Annotated in this window: 20 protein-coding genes and 2 pseudogenes; 4 read left to right on the plus strand and 18 right to left on the minus strand. The window is 30.9% G+C overall.

Annotated elements, in window-relative coordinates; genetic code table 11:
- The 4 genes and pseudogenes from ABEY15_RS23820 to ABEY15_RS23835 form a co-directional block, all read right to left on the minus strand.
- The coding region (locus tag ABEY15_RS23820; RefSeq protein WP_429892445.1) for an alpha/beta fold hydrolase at positions 1 to 200 on the minus strand (200 nt) is incomplete at its 3' end.
- 229 nt (positions 201 to 429) lie between these two features.
- Positions 430 to 582, minus strand: a pseudogene (locus tag ABEY15_RS23825) (sporulation protein YhbH); the annotation flags it as partial.
- Positions 583 to 807: 225 nt separating this feature from the next.
- Positions 808 to 1,191, minus strand: coding sequence for a FixH family protein (locus ABEY15_RS23830; protein ID WP_429892446.1), 384 nt, complete (start codon positions 1,189 to 1,191; stop codon positions 808 to 810).
- A gap of 94 nt (positions 1,192 to 1,285) precedes the next feature.
- A complete protein-coding gene (locus ABEY15_RS23835; protein WP_429892447.1) occupies positions 1,286 to 2,677 on the minus strand; it encodes a PepSY-associated TM helix domain-containing protein in 1,392 nt (463 codons plus the stop codon).
- Between the two features lie 263 nt (positions 2,678 to 2,940).
- On the opposite strand from ABEY15_RS23835, the pseudogene ABEY15_RS23840 reads away from it, so the two are divergent.
- Positions 2,941 to 3,489, plus strand: a pseudogene (locus ABEY15_RS23840) (cation diffusion facilitator family transporter); the annotation flags it as partial.
- A 43-nt stretch (positions 3,490 to 3,532) separates the two neighbouring features.
- Here the strand turns inward: ABEY15_RS23840 and ABEY15_RS23845 are convergent.
- From ABEY15_RS23845 to tatA, 5 genes are all read right to left on the minus strand, one after another.
- Positions 3,533 to 4,702: a ZIP family metal transporter gene (locus ABEY15_RS23845; protein ID WP_429892448.1), complete on the minus strand. Its 1,170-nt coding sequence runs from the start codon at positions 4,700 to 4,702 to the stop codon at positions 3,533 to 3,535.
- Positions 4,703 to 4,718: 16 nt separating this feature from the next.
- Positions 4,719 to 5,732 (minus strand): multicopper oxidase domain-containing protein, encoded by a 1,014-nt coding sequence (locus ABEY15_RS23850; RefSeq protein WP_429892449.1) that lies wholly within the window; start codon positions 5,730 to 5,732, stop codon positions 4,719 to 4,721.
- Between the two features lie 169 nt (positions 5,733 to 5,901).
- Positions 5,902 to 6,981 (minus strand): copper resistance D family protein, encoded by a 1,080-nt coding sequence (locus tag ABEY15_RS23855; protein ID WP_429892450.1) that lies wholly within the window; start codon positions 6,979 to 6,981, stop codon positions 5,902 to 5,904.
- On the minus strand, positions 6,978 to 7,523 hold the full coding sequence (locus ABEY15_RS23860) for a copper resistance CopC family protein (protein ID WP_429892451.1): 546 nt from the start codon (positions 7,521 to 7,523) through the stop codon (positions 6,978 to 6,980). The genes ABEY15_RS23855 and ABEY15_RS23860 overlap by 4 nt, the downstream gene beginning before the upstream one ends.
- Positions 7,524 to 7,640: 117 nt before the next feature.
- On the minus strand, positions 7,641 to 7,820 hold the full coding sequence (tatA, locus tag ABEY15_RS23865) for a twin-arginine translocase TatA/TatE family subunit (RefSeq protein WP_429892452.1): 180 nt from the start codon (positions 7,818 to 7,820) through the stop codon (positions 7,641 to 7,643).
- A 520-nt stretch (positions 7,821 to 8,340) separates the two neighbouring features.
- Here tatA and ABEY15_RS23870 point away from each other — a divergent pair.
- Complete coding sequence (locus ABEY15_RS23870) at positions 8,341 to 8,484, plus strand: hypothetical protein (RefSeq protein WP_429892453.1); 144 nt, start codon at positions 8,341 to 8,343, stop codon at positions 8,482 to 8,484.
- A 297-nt stretch (positions 8,485 to 8,781) separates the two neighbouring features.
- Here ABEY15_RS23870 and ABEY15_RS23875 read toward each other — a convergent pair whose 3' ends face one another.
- From ABEY15_RS23875 to ABEY15_RS23900, 6 genes are all read right to left on the minus strand, one after another.
- Positions 8,782 to 9,834 (minus strand): Ger(x)C family spore germination protein, encoded by a 1,053-nt coding sequence (locus ABEY15_RS23875; protein WP_429892454.1) that lies wholly within the window; start codon positions 9,832 to 9,834, stop codon positions 8,782 to 8,784.
- Positions 9,831 to 10,895 (minus strand): GerAB/ArcD/ProY family transporter, encoded by a 1,065-nt coding sequence (locus ABEY15_RS23880; protein WP_429892455.1) that lies wholly within the window; start codon positions 10,893 to 10,895, stop codon positions 9,831 to 9,833. The genes ABEY15_RS23875 and ABEY15_RS23880 overlap by 4 nt, the downstream gene beginning before the upstream one ends.
- Positions 10,895 to 12,208: a spore germination protein gene (locus ABEY15_RS23885; protein WP_429892456.1), complete on the minus strand. Its 1,314-nt coding sequence runs from the start codon at positions 12,206 to 12,208 to the stop codon at positions 10,895 to 10,897. Before ABEY15_RS23885 ends, ABEY15_RS23880 begins: the two co-directional genes overlap by 1 nt.
- Positions 12,209 to 12,471: 263 nt before the next feature.
- A complete protein-coding gene (locus tag ABEY15_RS23890) occupies positions 12,472 to 12,612 on the minus strand; it encodes a hypothetical protein (RefSeq protein ID WP_429892457.1) in 141 nt (46 codons plus the stop codon).
- Entirely contained in the window at positions 12,578 to 13,480 is a 903-nt protein-coding gene (locus ABEY15_RS23895; RefSeq protein ID WP_429892458.1) for a DUF4240 domain-containing protein, read from the minus strand. Before ABEY15_RS23895 ends, ABEY15_RS23890 begins: the two co-directional genes overlap by 35 nt.
- A gap of 690 nt (positions 13,481 to 14,170) precedes the next feature.
- On the minus strand, positions 14,171 to 14,956 hold the full coding sequence (locus ABEY15_RS23900) for a GNAT family N-acetyltransferase (protein WP_429892459.1): 786 nt from the start codon (positions 14,954 to 14,956) through the stop codon (positions 14,171 to 14,173).
- 225 nt (positions 14,957 to 15,181) lie between these two features.
- Here ABEY15_RS23900 and ABEY15_RS23905 point away from each other — a divergent pair, with 225 nt between their 5' ends.
- Positions 15,182 to 15,409, plus strand: a complete 228-nt coding sequence (locus tag ABEY15_RS23905; RefSeq protein WP_429892460.1) for a DUF7716 domain-containing protein — start codon at positions 15,182 to 15,184, stop codon at positions 15,407 to 15,409.
- Here ABEY15_RS23905 and ABEY15_RS23910 read toward each other — a convergent pair.
- Together ABEY15_RS23910 and ABEY15_RS23915 are read right to left on the minus strand one after the other, a co-directional pair.
- Entirely contained in the window at positions 15,387 to 15,737 is a 351-nt protein-coding gene (locus tag ABEY15_RS23910) for a DUF4362 domain-containing protein (RefSeq protein WP_429892461.1), read from the minus strand. The two genes, ABEY15_RS23905 and ABEY15_RS23910, sit on opposite strands and share 23 nt — an antisense overlap.
- A 202-nt stretch (positions 15,738 to 15,939) precedes the next feature.
- Positions 15,940 to 16,431, minus strand: coding sequence for a hypothetical protein (locus tag ABEY15_RS23915; protein WP_429892462.1), 492 nt, complete (start codon positions 16,429 to 16,431; stop codon positions 15,940 to 15,942).
- Between the two features lie 219 nt (positions 16,432 to 16,650).
- On the opposite strand from ABEY15_RS23915, the gene ABEY15_RS23920 reads away from it, so the two are divergent.
- Entirely contained in the window at positions 16,651 to 16,953 is a 303-nt protein-coding gene (locus ABEY15_RS23920; RefSeq protein WP_429892463.1) for a hypothetical protein, read from the plus strand.
- Between the two features lie 287 nt (positions 16,954 to 17,240).
- Here ABEY15_RS23920 and ABEY15_RS23925 read toward each other — a convergent pair whose 3' ends face one another.
- Positions 17,241 to 17,549 carry a hypothetical protein gene (locus ABEY15_RS23925; RefSeq protein WP_429892464.1) on the minus strand — a complete coding sequence of 103 codons (309 nt, stop codon included), beginning with the start codon at positions 17,547 to 17,549 and terminating at the stop codon, positions 17,241 to 17,243.
- Between the last annotated feature and the right edge of the window lie 100 nt (positions 17,550 to 17,649).

A 17,649-nucleotide genomic window follows, 5' to 3' on the forward strand; every position in this document is an offset into this window, starting at 1 on the left:
TCTGTTGCTGAGTCTATAAAAAAATTAGATAAATCACTACTAGTTGATTTCCCATGCCCTCTTAGATCTGGAAGAATTACTTTATTCTTTTGTACAAAATAATTCCTTTGATAATCGAAGTCAGTCATTCCAGTTTGTAAACCTGTATGTAAAAAGACAATTGGTTCACCTTTTCCTAAAACTTCTGTATTTAAGAGCATTAGTTACCTCCTGTTAATAAGTTTATATTTAATTTACTATTAAACAACTACACTTTAATACCTTTCCCTTATGCAACTAAACTGCCATTATGTTGAATAAGAATCTGACTTCGCTAGTATTTATACTATAAATATTTACGACAAAAAACCAGAAAAGCCCTTTTCCGGGATTTTTCTGGTTACACTTGCTATTCTATACGTACTTCATTTTAGATCAATTATCCAGCGATTACTTCTCTGCCTTCTCATGCTCCTGTTTAAAAAAGCTCTTCATTGAATGGAATACATCTGATTTTTGTTTTAGGATGTAGTAGCGGAATTTTTCATCGTTAATGTTTTTATATGGGGACATTAGAGTAGAGTGTCGATTGTATTGGTTTACTAGTATAGGATACACCCTTTGATAAGACTGACTTTTTTGAAGGTTGTTTTTCCAAAAATCCATTTAGCTATTTAGGATGCATCCGTATTTAATAAATTTTATAGTGTACAGATTCATTAAAATACTTTTAACAAAGACGAGTCGAATGGCCATTTTTGCAACACTCTCATGTGTTAAAGTAAAGCCCTAACTCGCAATAGTGCTTTACTTTTTTAAAAATTTCTTTTACTTTAAAGTTACTCCATTCACTTTACGAACAAATTTCTCTTGTTTTAATACAATTGTCTTGTCCCACGAACCATCCATAGGTAATTTTACTTTTCCTTTATAAACACCTTTTGAGACTCTCTTTAATTTACCATCTGCCTTATGATTCATGCTTTTCATTTTTAATACGATTTCCACTGAATCAACGTTAACTAATTCATTCTCGTTATTTTTTAAAGTTACCTCATAGCTATGTTCTGAATCTTTGGAAGTTGGTTGATCAGATAGAGTAACATTTATAGTATTTAAATATTTATTTGAGACTTCTTCTTCTGCCTTACCACATCCGTAAAAAAGTGTTACAACTATTAATAATATAATTAAACTATTTATTATTTTCATATTAACCCTCTATTTGTCTCGATTGCTTTTTTTACTAAAAAAGCTAAGCAAACTTATTATAGTAGGCTTAGCGTATTCCATTTATAAATTTGATTTATTGAATTCCAGTTTGGCGAACTTTCTTTTTTATAAATAGAATAATAAACTCAATTAAACCTATTACTAATATTGATATACCAACTATTGGCATTAGAAGTCCACAAATTACTGAAATTAATAAAACACCCAAATAGAATTTATTTCCTTCATTTACTTTTGGAACTCCAGCTGTTCCTTTTGGTCGACGCTTCCACCACATCGTGATTCCACTAAATACGATTAAGACAAGTGATAAACATGCTATAACATTAATCATTAAATTTGTCTTGCCGAAATATCGTCCTTCATGTAAAGCGATCCCTGTTTCAACTGTTTTATCAAACTTACTATAATCTTCCCAACGATAATCTAGTAGTATATTCCCACTATATTGATCAATATCCATCGTTACATAATTTTTAACGCTTCCTGCTGCCCAGCCATAAGTAGAGATTAAGTAAACCCCTTTTTCTCCTTCTGGCATAGAGATTGTGTAGCCAGGATAAACATTTGTTTCTTCTGCAATTTTAACTACATTTTCAATCGGTAACATTCCTTTATTACTATAAACAGATTCGGGAACTGGAATATTTTCTGCTGCCCATGGTGTTTTAGCAACATCTTTATTAATTTTTTTCGATTGAATACTACCATCCCATAAATGTTCAGGTGCATTTGAAAGCTTTGCTTTTGCAACAAAAGTATTTAATTTTTCACCAAATGAACTAGCCCATGGTAAACCTGATAAAACAAGTAGTAACAATATAATTGTCATCCAGAAACCCGTACTTGCATGTAAGTCTCTCCAAAACATACGTGATCCTTTTCTCACACGAATACGAAGAACGCTCCATAATGATTGTTTATTACGTGGAAAATATAAATATAACCCTGTTGCCAATAAAATAATTGCCCAAGAAGCTGATAATTCAACAAGATTATCTCCAATTTTACCAACCATTAATTCTCCATGTAATTTTACGATGATCTCCATTAATCGTTGATCATTTTGTAATTCACCTATAACCTTCCCTGTGTTTGGGTTTACAAATACGGTGTAACTAACATCACCTTTTTCAATTCCAATTTCGGTTGCTCGCTCTGGATTTTTAACATCTGTAAAAGAAGTAATCGCATCATTAGGATATTTATCCTTTACAGCTTTTAACTGTAAGCTTGGTGTAATCTCTTTACTACCTTGTTCCACAAAGTATAAATTTTTATCTAACATCGGTTCTACATATGGTCGAAACAAATAGATTGCACCAGTAATTGCTAATAAAATTAAAATAGGTGCAAAAACCATTCCTCCATAAAAATGCCATCTCCAAATGGTTTTGTATAGAGATGTCTTTTTCGAAGGAACCTGTTCAGTTTGAATTGAATTTAATTGCGTATTTATTCCCATTCATATTTCTCCTTCAATAATTTATATATCCTTGAGAAAGTATAGATTAGAATTGTGATAAATTAATGAAGTTTTAATGAAAATTATTAGTAATTAACTTTACTATTTTAATAACAAACAAACTATAAGACTTACTTACTATTTATTCCAGTTGTTACTTATGCAAGGACCTGCCAGATAATTTTAGTACAATGCTTCACAACCTAATTATCGCTTTGATTTGGTAAGAAATCTTTGAATTACAACGAGACTCATCCATGTAAATTGTCGCCTGGATTATGCTGCGTGGTGGTGATACAAAAGAGAATTTAAATATGCGAGGGGCATTTTTACATGTATTAAGTGATATGCTTGGTTCAGTTGTAGCCATTATTGCAGCACTACTTATCATCTTTTTTGACTGGGGTTGGGCAGATCCACTGGCGAGTGTGATTGTTGCCATATTAGTTTTAAGAAGTGGCTACTATGTAACAAAAGCTTCTATCCATATTTTAATGGAAGAAACACCAAAAGAAGTTGATATTAATGAAGTGGTTCAAATTATTGAAGGAACAAAAGGTATTGAGAGTGTCCACGATTTACACATTTGGACTATTACAAGTGGTCTTAATGCACTTTCATGTCATGCTGTGGCCGATGACCAACTAACAATTGAAGAAAGTGAGACTATTTTACGTAAAATTGAACATGATCTTGAACATAAAGGGATTATGCATGTTACGATCCAACTGGAGACATCCGCTCATAAACATGATAATTCAATCCTTTGCCAAATAAAAAATGAACCATCCACTCACCCTCATCATCATTAAGTGATTAAAAAAGAGATAGATTAATTCTATCTCTTTTTTAATCCTAATATTTAACAAAGAAGGCTGTGAAATACATTATTAATAAACCTAAAGTGAATCCCACAAGGTTTAACCAAGACACAGCCTGTTCTTTATGCTTCTTGTGATCCTCTATCAGCATTTTTGTTATCACAAAGATTACTTGTAATATTGCTCCTGCTCCAATTCCTAGGAAAATCGCTCCCCAGATTGGTGAAAAGATAAATCCACCAAACCAAGTCCCCAAGATTGCTGGTGCACCTGCAATTGCTCCTAATAAAACGAATGTACTAATCTTTGGTTTTGTTTTTATAAGAGGCGCAGCAATTCCAATGCCCTCCGTTATGTTATGAAGTGTAAATCCAATTATTAAAAATGTACCAAGTGCAGCTTCACCAAGAGCAAACGATGAACCGATTGCTAACCCTTCACCAAAGTTATGAAGTCCAATACCTGTTGCCATTAAAAGGGATATGCCAAATGGTGAATAACCACTACTTTTTAGTCTTTTTTGTTGGTATTGATCAAAACCAATTAATAGTAAAAACGTAAGTACTGTACAAATAATAACAACCATGTTTCCTTGGAAAACGGCAGGTGCCTCTGCCCCTATTTCAAATCCATCAAACAAGGTTCCTACAAATAAAAATAGTAGAAGTCCAACTGTTAACGCTAATATCGCGTTTATCCAACTACGTTTTAATCGTTTCATGAAAGGATACCAAAGTAATCCTAAAGTAATTGGAACAATTCCGACATAAAATCCAATTAATCCGTAATTCATAAAACTTTTCCAGTTTGCTTCAGGGGTTAATGTTGCAGCTGCAATCTCCCCCTCTGTAACGATACCATTTTCAGTAATTAATTTAATCACATGAGGATCGCCCTCAACCCAAGGGTAATAAATCATAATTTTTCCATCTTGAAATCTCTTTAAAGTTTGACTAGGAGTAACGGTAAAATTCCAGACTGAATCATCAACCATTAACTGTGCAATGGTAAGTGATTTTGGACCAGTATTTTTAACATCGACTTCAAATCCAGCTTTAGTGACTTTAATTTTTTCAATATTTAATACTTCAATTGGCGCAGCAGGATCTTTTTCTACACCTGCTCCATTCATAAAAATCCAGCCTAATACGGCAACTAATAAAACAAATGGAATTAGCCCCATCATTAACACTTTTAGCTTCATCTTCATTCACCCCCTTCTATTCAACTTCAAAGAATCCCATCCAGCCTAATTCTGCAAATTCACTTACATGTGCATGGAACATATATTTCCCCTTGTAAGGGAAACGAACCTCGATAATGCCTCGTTCTCCTTGACATTGCATGATTGTATCCGTAAATTGAGTTGGATTTTCATTAATACCAGTTGGAATATAAGTGAAAAAATTCGCATGTAAATGAAACGAGTTTAGTAAATCAAATTCAGTAAGATTACTTAAGTAAATACGAACAAGTTCATCCTTCTTTACCTTAATTGGATGATTCATGAAAGCAAAAGCATAACCATTAACTGTGTAAAATTCATTTCCTCCATCTAAATCCAAATCGAATCCATTCATAACCATATTGAATTCTTTTGCTTTTTCTCTTGGTTTCTTAGGGTCAATAATAAAATTCCCATATAAGCCCTTATGAATATGGCGTGCTAATGGGAGTACATGACAATGATAAATTTGTAAGCCATAAGGTTTTGCTTCAAATTCATACGTAAATGATTGTCCAGGCATAACTGGTATAAGACCATCCATACTAGGTGGATGCATACCATGAAAATGAATTGAATGTGGATGACTTCCCTTATTTGTAAAATGGAAACGTAACAGATCACCTTCCGTACATCTAAAAGTAGGTCCAGGGATAGTGCCATTGAACGTCCAACCTGGAAACTTAATTCCTTTTGCTATTTCGATTTCTTTATCAATAGCAACAACAGTATATTCACGAAGTGTTTTACCATTCGGGAGTGTCGATACTTTTCCATAATCAAATTCTGTAAGGAGGCGTTCAGCCATTTTATATCCGTCAGTCTTTGAATGATCAATCATCGTTTCATGATTCATAGAATGATTGTTTTTATGATTAGTATGATTTGAAGCATTTGCTTTATTAGAAAATGGGCTCAACGCATTTAAGTACATACTTCCAGCAATACCTAGCATGCCAGTTGTACCAATCTTTAATATGTCACGTCTTGATACTTTTTTATTAGACATAGTTTGACCTCCTCTTAAAGTTTTTCCCTAACGCAACTTTCTTGTGTTTGTCTATACTTTAGTTTACGGACGAGCCCATTGTCAATAAAAAATTCACTTTACATTAAATTTTTTTAATAAAAAAAATTGCACCTTTTGTAGTTAATACATAAGATACAATCTTTCGAATTTAAGTTGTGACACTATACATTAAGCCCATGTACATAGTTATAACAAAACATAGAGCAAATAGTATTGGTAACACAACATTTATTTTTTTTAGAAAACTTAATACTACTAAAACAAGGAAGATTAGAGACATTCCAATCAACATGAGTCCTTCAGTTGAAGCAAAAAAGTTCAACTGCATTGTTGGGACAATATCTATCCCCATTATTCTTTCAATCCATTTAGATGGACCTTCCGTTCTAATCGTTAAATCAATTTCATGAGGAGATGATTTTGTACTCATTACGCCTGTAAAAAAGAAAACTAACGTTAAAACAATACTTTCAGCCTTTAGCCAACTTCTTATGTTGTAAGTTGAATTCCCAAGTGACTTTTTTATTAAAAATCCATTGATAAAAGCAAAAAATAGAACTGGAATGATTGTAATATGTTTTAATAACAACATTTGTCCATAAGGTAACAACCAAGCAGTCGTATAATCTTCAAGTTTTACGACTTTTAACATTAATACAAATCCACTAACAAAAATGATAATGACACATCCTACCGCTAGTGGGGTAAACCATTTTAAAAAATTCGTATAGTTACTCGTTTCTTTCGAAAACCAAGCCACATGAAAAAGAATTCCACTCCAGATTGTTACCATTAGGAAATGTATGCTTTGAAATATAAAACCTGTCCAAAAATCTAATGAAGTAATATGCCCTGCAAATCCAATTGTTGAAATCATTAATAATAACGTGATAACATTAACGATTTTTTTACCATTAGCATATAGATTTAAGCAAAGTACAATTGCAAACATACTTGAAAATAGCCAAGCCTTTCCAATTTCTGTTCTTACAAAAACTGACTGAGCTGCCAACTTAAAATCTACTGCGTTTTGAAAATAGAAAATAATATTAAAAACTGATCCAAGCGAAAATAAAATAATACCTAACAAGATCAAATACACAAATCGTTTTGACATGGAAATAACAGGTTTCATCTTCTCGGGTACAAGATGCAAAACGATATAGCCTACTAACATTGCATAAAGTAAATAAGTTATAAACTCCGTTATTGGTACGATTATACTCATTTTTTATTCCAAACGATTACTCCACCAACCAATAATAAAATGCCAAAAACACCAATTCCAATTAACGCATATGGGATCTTTTTCTTTTCTTCTTTTGGAGTAACTTCTTTTGCTTCTTGAGTATTTTTTTCCTTGCCTTCACTACTTTTGTCTAATGTTTTATCATTGTTAGTTGTAACCTTATTCTCTTCTTGCTTTAACTGTACTTTGAATTCAACATCGCCAGTAATAGGATGTCCATCTTCTCCAACGATTTTCCATTCGATTTCATAGTTACCATTCTCAAGATCCTTCGGCAAATTTGCTACCATTCTATTATTTTCAATGGAAATGTCCTTCACCTCTAAATCTTTTCCATCCTGAAATACTTTTAATGTACTAAGTTTCTCTAAAGGAGTTTCAAAGTTTAACGTGATCTGTTTTAGAGGCTCAGAAATAACTTGTCCATCAGATGGATTTGATGATTCAAGTGTCGTATGGGCACTTGCTAAAGATGGAAAAATAAAAAGTAGTAACATAATAAATAACAAAGCTTTTTTCATAATGACTCCTTTTACATTTATTAATAAAGTTTAATCTAATTCTACTATAATATTGTGAGGTATTTATGAAATAAAATTTTCTAAAAGAAAAAAACTCGGTAAAAATTACCAAGTTAATTAATGATCTTTGGTATTTTTGTCATCTCCAATTTCACTAGTTAATTCTTGAGTCGAACGTTTAAATTCTTTTAAAGTCTGACCAAATGCTTTACCAATCTCAGGTAATTTCTTTGGTCCAAATATAATTAATGCCAAAACTAAAATTAATAACAAACCAGGAATACCGATATTAGCCACTGCTTCTCACCTATCTCTCATTATTGATTTACATCCTCAACCTACATATATTACGATTTCGTTGATAATATTTCTATTCATTTTTAGATTGTTCACAAATTAGACACCACTTCTGTCCTATTTATATATTTCTCCACTAAACTTAAATTTAGTTATTTATGGGGACTGTAATTAATATTAATGAAGTTAGAAAAACAGGTTGTGTGTTACCGATATGTATTGAGATATCTTTAATGATCCTTTAATTATATGACGATAGTAAATATTAGTTTCAAAATGGAGACTCCCGTGAGTGCACCCATTACTTATCGATAGCATGAGTACTGTTTTTTTACTGTTTTTTTCATTTATTTTTAAATCCTTATGCAACTAACGCAATGCGATTCTTCAATAAAGATAAGTACTATACAAATATTTTTTTGATACTGATATTCAAGATGATAATTATGTAAAATTGCTTAGACTTAGGGAGAAGATTTTACAAGTCGAAACTTCATTAGATTGGGAAGAATTCTCAAAAATGGATAGGAAAGAACAAGAACTCGTATTTACAAGAAAGTTGCAGAAAGTAGTAATTGAAGTGGCTATAAAATATAAATTAGATATTAACCAAATAGAATTAGCGTTTACAGGTTTATTAGACAAGTTAACTCAAGAAAATTAATTCCTTATTCAACTACTATAGAAGAGCGATTTAAAACTTCCATTCACTGTTGTGAATCCACTGATTTATGGTTGGACAACGCTAGCGTTAGTTAGATAACGAAATTAGAGTTCATGGGAGGTAGCTAATCGGTCAATAACTAAAAAAGAATTCCATTTATGAAATGCCTCATTAGCGGTAAGGTAGATTTTAATAAAACATGGAAGAACATTGTAATTTCCTTAATTCACTCGTTCAAATATACTAAGAAATCCTAAACATTCGCGTATTTTATATATTCTTAAACAGATTGTAACACTACTCCATACTAGCATGAACCTTAAAATTAACTTTCAATTTAGGATAATATTCAGACCGCCAGTCTTTTAACTTAGGGTACGAAACCAAGCGGTGAAACTGTTGTCCAAATCCAAAAATATCTGATTGGGATTCTTGTGTCTTTTTTAATATAGTATAAAACCGCTTTTCAATAAGCTTTTCAAGTTCATTCATAATTCTTTTGTTAGTAATTCCCTCTTCTCTTTCTAAAATATATATTTTTAAATTCAAGTCGCTTGATACGTGTGGTTTATTATTTTTTACTACTGTTTTATTTTTGATCGAACTGTTTGTTACGATAATACTAGCAATGCCAAGACTCTCAAATTTTCCTTTTTCATTTTTGTTTTGGAATACATTAATCAACTGACTTTCATATGGACTTATTCTTCCAATGACATTCCCTTTTTTCAAAATTTCGCAGCCTTCAAAGACTAAAACTGTATCTTTTCCAGAACTGACAACAGGAATAGCGATATCTTTCGTATTTAAAAATTGGCTACGAAACACTTCCCAAATAGGGGTGCTAATAATCTCCGGTGCCCAATCATCACCTTTGTTAAAAAAATCGTAGATAGAAGTAGCATGAACACCAAGTTTTTCGTTTATGTTTGCTAATACTTTTTCAACTTTATCGTCTGTAATTGCTATAAGAGCTCTCGACGGAATTTCCTCCGAAACCATTAAAAACTTTATTAGCTTTGTAAATAATTTTTTGTTATGTGCCAAGTCACTTTGTATAACGATTAATCCTATTTGTGATAAATCAAGGGCATTTTCAGAATTCGTGCGAATCTGTCCAATTACACTAGCAACGCTCTCACCTTTACCCGATACGATTTTTGACATTTGGCTATCATTTTGAAGGATTGGAGTTTGAAAAGTTAATTGATACTCTTTATTTTCTTCTTTAGAAATTCCCATTACTAAAGGAAGGGAACGTTTATTTATATCTTTAATATCCCAACAACCGGATAGAAAAATGACTGACATAAATACGATCGATAGTTTAGCTACCTTATTATTTTTCAAACACCAACGCCCCTTTTCGATAGGAAACCATATAGAAGAATTGACAAAGGAATAATAATCATAATATAGGCTTGTGCATCTGTACTCCATAAAAAATATTTTTCAACCATAGAACTATTTGGAATAACTAAACTCAAAATAAATGCGATACTTGCAAAACCAATTATCCAATAATACGATTTTTGAGATTTAAAGATTTTTTGCATTATTCGTCCAATCATCCATAGCATGACAGAGTTCGCAATTACTACTAAACCTACCAACGATAAACCGAAGAATATTGTTTGTCGGTTAAACGAAAACCAGCTGATATCTACTGTATCCATCGCTTCCATAAAAGGGTGGGTTAATTTAACGACTGTTTCTTGTCCAAATATTAATAGCGGTATATATACTACTGACTGTAAAAATATTACAACACAAATACTAATTATGATAAGGTGGCGTAATCGAAGCTTTTTGTCTGAAGGAACTAATCCCAAGAATAAAAAATGTGAAAATCCAAGTAGATAAAAAAATTTTATATTAAACATGAACTTATGAGGTAAGTCCCAACTTGGTGAAACATTATGTAAATCAAAATTTATTACAGATGTAAAAATATTAAATAATTCTATTGGAATAACTATCAAAAAAATAAACATGGATGAACGTAAAATGGTTCCTACACCCTTTATAGCTGTATAGGTAGAAATAAGGAAAAAAAGGATCATTATTGACCAATTAGGAGTACGAGGTAAAAAGATAGAAATAATAACATCTGTATGCAGTCGAATATCAAATGAAACTAGTGCAACTAAATTTATTACATATGGAGTAAGAAAAATAATTGCAGCCCATTTCCCAATTTTCAAATAAATATCAATGACGTCATAGTTGGGGAAATAATTGATACCTTTAACGTATACCCAAGCTAATATTAATTGGAGTAATGCCTGGCATAAGACAACTTCCCAATGCCCTGTTTTTGATAAGTTATAAATTAGATTGGGATAGACTAAATAGCCAAAACTTAAATTTATAATAATAAATACTAATGCAATTTGAATCTGCTTCGACACTATTTATCTCCTTCTTCTTCAATTTGAAACGTTATATATGGAATGTCGTAGGTTGTTATACTTGCCAAGTAGATTAGTGCGAAAGTTAAACCAATACTTAAACCTAGAATGCCGAAAAGTGATGCTAAAATTAGGATAGGATATTTTAACAAACGTATGTATAAGGAGTTTTGCATTCCTATCACTGCGGAACTTGCAATAACTACGGCAGTTATCACAATTACTAACAAATTACTAACTAATTTTGCTTCAACCATCGCTTGTCCAAGTATAACACCTCCTACCATTGTAATAGCTGGCCCCACACTCTTAGGTAGTCTCACAATTGCTTCAAGAATTAAATCAATTAAAATTACCATTGCAATCGTTTCAAGAAAAGCTGGTAACGGTATACCTTCTCTACTTTTTGCTACAAACAGAGCTAGATCCGTTTTAAATACTTCGGGGTTAACTGAAACCAATGCAACATATAAACCTGGAAGTATTAGCGTAGCAATTGCTCCAATCACTCTTAAAAATCTAAGTAAAAACGAAAGTATAGTAGGGAAATTCCTATCATTTACGCTTATTAACATATCCCAGAGTAGATGTGGAAAAACAAGTGCAAAAGGACAATTATCTAAAAACAATACCATTCGATTCGTTTTTAAGGCATGAATGGCTTGAATTGGGAGTTCAGTAGCGAATAAATGACTGACAGGGTTAAACTTTCGTTGACCAAATAACTTGTTGAGATCATCAATGGTTTCAATATCGGATTTAATTCCCTTTAATTGTTGATTTACTTTTTCTATAAGAGAATTTGGAGTTTTTCCTTTTACATAAAGCAATGATAACTTTCGCTTTTCCAACTCTCCAACTTGATAAGAAACATGGCAAAGTCGCTCAGTGTTCAGCCTTTTTCGGATCATTCCAATGTTCATATTAATATCCTCTATAAAAGCATCCAAAGATGAGTAAACAGGACTTTCATTTTTAGGCTCAGCGATACTACTCCTAAGATTTTGGGCTATAGGGTCAACAATGGCATTTAGTTCACCGTCTTCTGAAAAAATAACTAAATTGCCTTCTAAAACTGCTTTAATTATATCTTCAGTTTCAACGTTAATTTGTCCGCTAAGGTTTATTAAAAGCATTTTTAGTGTTATTGATGTGTTTGCCATTTGTTGGACATACAATTTAGATTTTGTTAAATCAACCAACGTTTTAAATCCAATAAGGTAGATTGATGTATCATCGACTAACTCTTCTTCTATAAAAAAATCGTCATGATTAGAAAAATTGGATTTAATTTCTCCTATTATATCCCTCATATATTACTCCTTAAATAATAGAAATCTAAAATAATTATCTGTATTAAGGGGTGATTTTATACGATAACTGTTAAATTCTTAACTAAAACTAGTAATTCAATACAAGAATATTCTAGAAAACTTTATTAAGTTTAAAAATGGGGAATTGATTTCCGCTGATTTTAGTTTCAATTAATGAATGATATCAAAGTAGTTTTTGGGTTATTTTCAACCTAATGTAGCAATGTTGTCCGTATAAAAACGTATGTTAGTTAATCTTCTTATCAAACAATACTGCCATTTGGTGCATAAAAAAATCGACTAAATAGTCGATCATGTTGTTCAACTAAAGCATGCGTTAGGTGCATAAAGAAAAGTATTTTAATATTATTATTTCCAGCCTTCAACGTTTGAGAATGTTTCATAATCACACCCTGAAATGTATTCAAACTCTTTACCCATTCGTTTTGAATATGCTTCTGGCGCTAATGATAGTAATGGCTCAAAAGAGTTGTTCTTTGTCATTTTTTGGGGGTTATTTAAAACCAACTCATAAAATTCTTGACCTTTAGCAACAACAAAGCATCTACTATATAAGAATAAATCTGGAGAGAAATTAGGTTCATCTTCACTAAATGAATTTTCACCGATGTTCTTGGCGTGTTCTTTTGTATCTAATAAATAAAGTTTATACGCAAGATTTTCTTCAAATTGTTTAATATCCTTTACGCTTGTTTTTGAAAGTTTTTCAATAGCTGGACATAGAATTTCTTCATCATGTTTAGCATTTTCAAGTTCAAAAAGTGAAATGATTGACCAAAATGTATCATCATTCATCATTTTTTTAGGTTTTTGAGGTTTATTTAGAAATTCTTCTCTTTCTTTAATTTGCTCTTCAAGAATTTCCCTCTCATAATTTTCACGATCATGAAACCATCGCCATTCATAATAGACAGGGTTAGCAATACTTGGATGCCACTTTCCTATGTATGATGAACATACTAATCCTTTTTCATAGTCCGAAACAGAAGAATTCCCTATATACATCATATCTTTGTGCATCTTTCCATCTGTCCAAAGTAAGGCTTCTTGATTTTCATATGAAAATCTATTTGATCTCAAAATCTCATTTATTTCATTGTTTTCTAAGGTTGGTAATTTAATGTCAAGGTACTTTGAAATAAAAATTAAATATGATTTTTCAATTCTATTTATAACTTTAATCGTCCCATACCTTCCATCTGGTAATTCACATGCATAGATATCTCCAAGTTCAATACCTTTTTTACTCATAATTTTTAGATCCTCCGTCTTTTGTAACTATTATTACATATAATTATTTGAACTTAAATTTGAAATATTTCCCCTTTTCTTATACAACTAATCTGCCATGTAGCTTAATAAAAAAATCGGCTAAAAAGCCGTTCATGTTGTTGAACTAACGCATGCGTTAGTTCAACAAGTAAATATAATAAAAATAAAGTTGAAAATATTAATTTTCAATTTTGCTCCACATATTCATTGCTACTTTAAAGCAATCTTCGTAGGAAAACTCCTCACCAAACGCGGTTGCTACAAATGTTAATGAAGGGAACATAGTTGTCATTAGAACTGCTATAGTTAATGGTAATGTTTTTACTTTTTTTAACTTCTTTTTTATTTTTTCACCTCCTTAAAAAAAAAGCCCCCGAAACAAAGTAATAAGGAATTATTTCCTATTACTGAATGTTTCGGGGGCTTCCCGTAATTAGTTATTAATTTATAAAATAATAATAATATATGATATTCCTAATTTTGACAATAATTTTATTATAAAAAGGTACTACCATATATCGTTCCAGTTTCATGACTTCGATTTTTCTTTTTATGTTCTATTTTCGAGAATCCAAATAGTTATCAATGATGTCTTTCCTTATTGCTTCAATTTGGACTCAAATATAAATTGAGTTGATTGAAAGTGGGTTCAACTAAGGCATGTGAAAATTACTCTTTATAATATACTGCATAGTGAATAGGTTCTTCAAACCCTAACTTTTCTGCTAATCGTATTGAGCCAAAATTATCAATATCACATTCCCAACGAGGATCTAAACCTTTATTTATACAATCTTGTATATACATTTTTGCAGCAATAAAGGCCAAACCCTTCCCTCTATATTCTTCTTTAGTTGCAATGTCTATTTCGGAGAATAATTCATTAGCAAATACAGATGTACACTCACATACAGACACTTCTTTATGTAAAACACAAATTCCAAAACCATTTTCTAAATAATTTGAAACGGAATCCCAGTAATGCTTATAGTAAATTGGTTTAAATCCAACATTTGACTGAAGTACATTTTCATCAATTATTTTTAATGAGTAGTCTTGTGGTAATTCATAATTATCTAGTATTCCTTCTTTAAATTTAAACGTAAAAGAATATCGATCCAACTTAGTTAATTTGTTATTTAAAAGGTCATTAATTAATTGATTCCAAGAACCTGATGAAGAATATAAAATAAAAGGTAATTTCTTCTCTTCTACTCTATCAATATAAAATTCCTTTAACCAATAGTTAAAAGAAATATTTGATGTTTCTCCAATTACACAGTAGAATCCTGATTTCGTACCAATAAAAATGGATTTTGGAGTTTCGATATGATCAACAAATATATTACCCTCTACTATCTCTTGCAAAACTGAATAAACAAACGTAGGTGTATAATTTATTGAAATAATTAATGGGAAAATATTTTTATATTCTTTATTATTTAATTTAATCATTGATTCACCTTTCTTTATCGTCGTTTTTAAATTTTATTATGCCAACAATTGCTTTATGCCCATGCCATTAGTTTTGTTATCCTATTCGGCTAACATCACTCGGTTTCCTTCTTATCCGCTGTTATTCTATCCAGTTAATCTGCCTAGCCACAACTAATGCAAACTACTCGATTACTTTCCAGGTTATCAGGTTTCTTCAATTCCACCATTTTTTTAAGTTCGACAATGTTTGGACCAACTACCTCGGCAATCTTCTTGGGATTTCTACCGATTGGAGAGAAATGGGGTTTGAATTCTGCTTGTTATTTATTTGATTTAGATGAATTGGATGACAATGAAGAAATCCCTATATTTGCTGTTCAAAATAATTATCGTTATGCATTAGAACATCCTGTCAAAACATACTCATTTTGGTTATGTACATTTTTATTCACTTCAATAGTTTTGCATTGATGTGTTTTAATTGAATTTCCCCATATTCATCTCTAGTACTGTCATTTGTCACTTCCAAAGTCTCTAAATTATATGTTACATCACTAATAATCGGATCACCTTCTTTAGTAAAAGATACTACACGAATTTTATCTTCTTTCCCCTTATTTACATTTAGGATAAATTCTTTAAGTCTTGTTAGATTCTCTATTCCGCCGTGATTACTTACTATGTCTGTTTTTGCTGGAGTGAATTGTTTATCTTTAATTTTAGATGCCGATTTGGAACAACTTATTAGTAAAATTATTAGCATCATAATCAAAATAAAATATCTCGTTCTAAAATTCATACGTACACTCCTCTCTTACCTATTATGATGTTATAAAGTTAAATACATATTATTCTCCCATAGTTAAGTATATTTTTTACTATTATTCGGCGTAAATTATTGAATTCTTTGTTCGTTAAACTACTAATTAATTCAACTAAAACAGGGACTACAAAGTAGTCCCTGTTATTCAACTAATGCATGCGTTAGTTCAATAAGAAATTTATACATATGTGTATTTATAATTTTGATTAATATCTTTGACAATACTTATTTTATTTTCATCTAATCCGTTAAATACTGTTAAATAACCTTCTTCAAGGCTTAATCCAATTCCAAATAAACAATTTCTCCATTCAATAATTTCAATAGAATCTATTCTTTTGTTTATACACTTTTTAAATTCACTTAACTTGTTATTCTCCCATTTAAGAACAATATCAGTACCAAAGTATTCAATTTCATCAGACATATTAATCTCGTCAAATGAAACTGCAAACTCATCCGTTTTATTAGCACATAATTCTAATTGGCAATCTTCAAATTTTATTACCACTGGTAAATCATTAAACCACTCATCATCTTCTTGATTCCAGGCGATCCAAATACCTTCTATTTTTTTTCCTTTAATTTTATCTAACTTTTTTTTGTAATCTATTATAATATGTGTTAGTTCGGTATAGAATTTAGGATTGTAATTTTTTATTCCAAGCATATGTATCTCCTATTTTAAGTTCAAATAATATATATTATATCATTCCTTATTCAATCAAACTGCCGTATACTCCAATAAAAAAAGCTGCATATTAGCAGTTCATGTTATAGAACTAACGCATGCGTTAGTTCTATAAGGAAAAGCGAAGATATATCTTTCTTTGTAAAGGTATATATATTTTTTATTATTAAAAAAATTGCAATTAGAAGGGGTGGAAAAATGGAGAAAAAAAATGTCAGAAAAAAGATGATTACTTGGCAAATTGTTTATGGGGTATTGACTGTAATAGGAGCTTTTCCAGGTTTATTAATGCTTGCATTTTCAAGTGATAATGTGGCACCTACTCTACTATTTAAATTAGAAGCGTATTCCTACCCCATCTTCGTCCTGACCTTCCTATTGTCATCAATTGCTTCGTGGAATTTTTTTGCAAAAGGTAAATATAGAGGTGTTATGTGGTTGAACATGTTGCTAAGTCTTTCATTTTTATGGTTCATCTTATCTCTTGTTTATATGGCATAACTATCCTGCCATTTTGTTTAATAAAAAAGATCGACTAGTATGTCGATCAAGTTGTTTAACTAACGCATGCGTTAGTTGCATAAGATATTTTGCTTTTATTTATACAAGAACATATTACTTCTTTTTTCGTGTATATAGTGAATAAGCTACCAATAGAAATCCAATTATTATAGCTGGCGTAGCATTCAAGCAATTCCCCTCCAAAATTCCGTTGTTTCCGATAAACGTAATGTAATGAAAAAAGAGCCTTGATCGACTCAATTAAGTTCTTTAACTTTTGCACAGCGTTAGTTGAACAAGGGAACTAAAAAACTGAAAATCAGAATAAATAAGTAAAAAATCCCCAAAAACATTACCAATCCAACAGTATAGTCATACCTTTTTTTAATCGGGTTAAAACGATTTTTTAAGTCTGTAATTGGCTTTTCTTCTGTTTTTATAGTTTTAAAAAATTGATTACGTATGAATCCTATGGTAGCAAAAAGTAGACCAATTAATCCAAAAGTACTAGGACTAATTTTATGCGTTATCCTTAAATAAATGGCAACCAACATTAGTAGTAGTAGTACAGGAATAAAATATTTCTTTATTTTCATTTGTATCTCCAAATTTTTTTATTTAATTATATCATTTGAGATGTATTTGTAATTTGGGGAATTTTTACCTTTTTTAGATAGAATTTAAGATAATTCTTAT

This window comes from Gottfriedia acidiceleris, from assembly GCF_050457485.1.
Lineage (GTDB): Bacteria > Bacillota > Bacilli > Bacillales > Bacillaceae_G > Gottfriedia > Gottfriedia acidiceleris_D.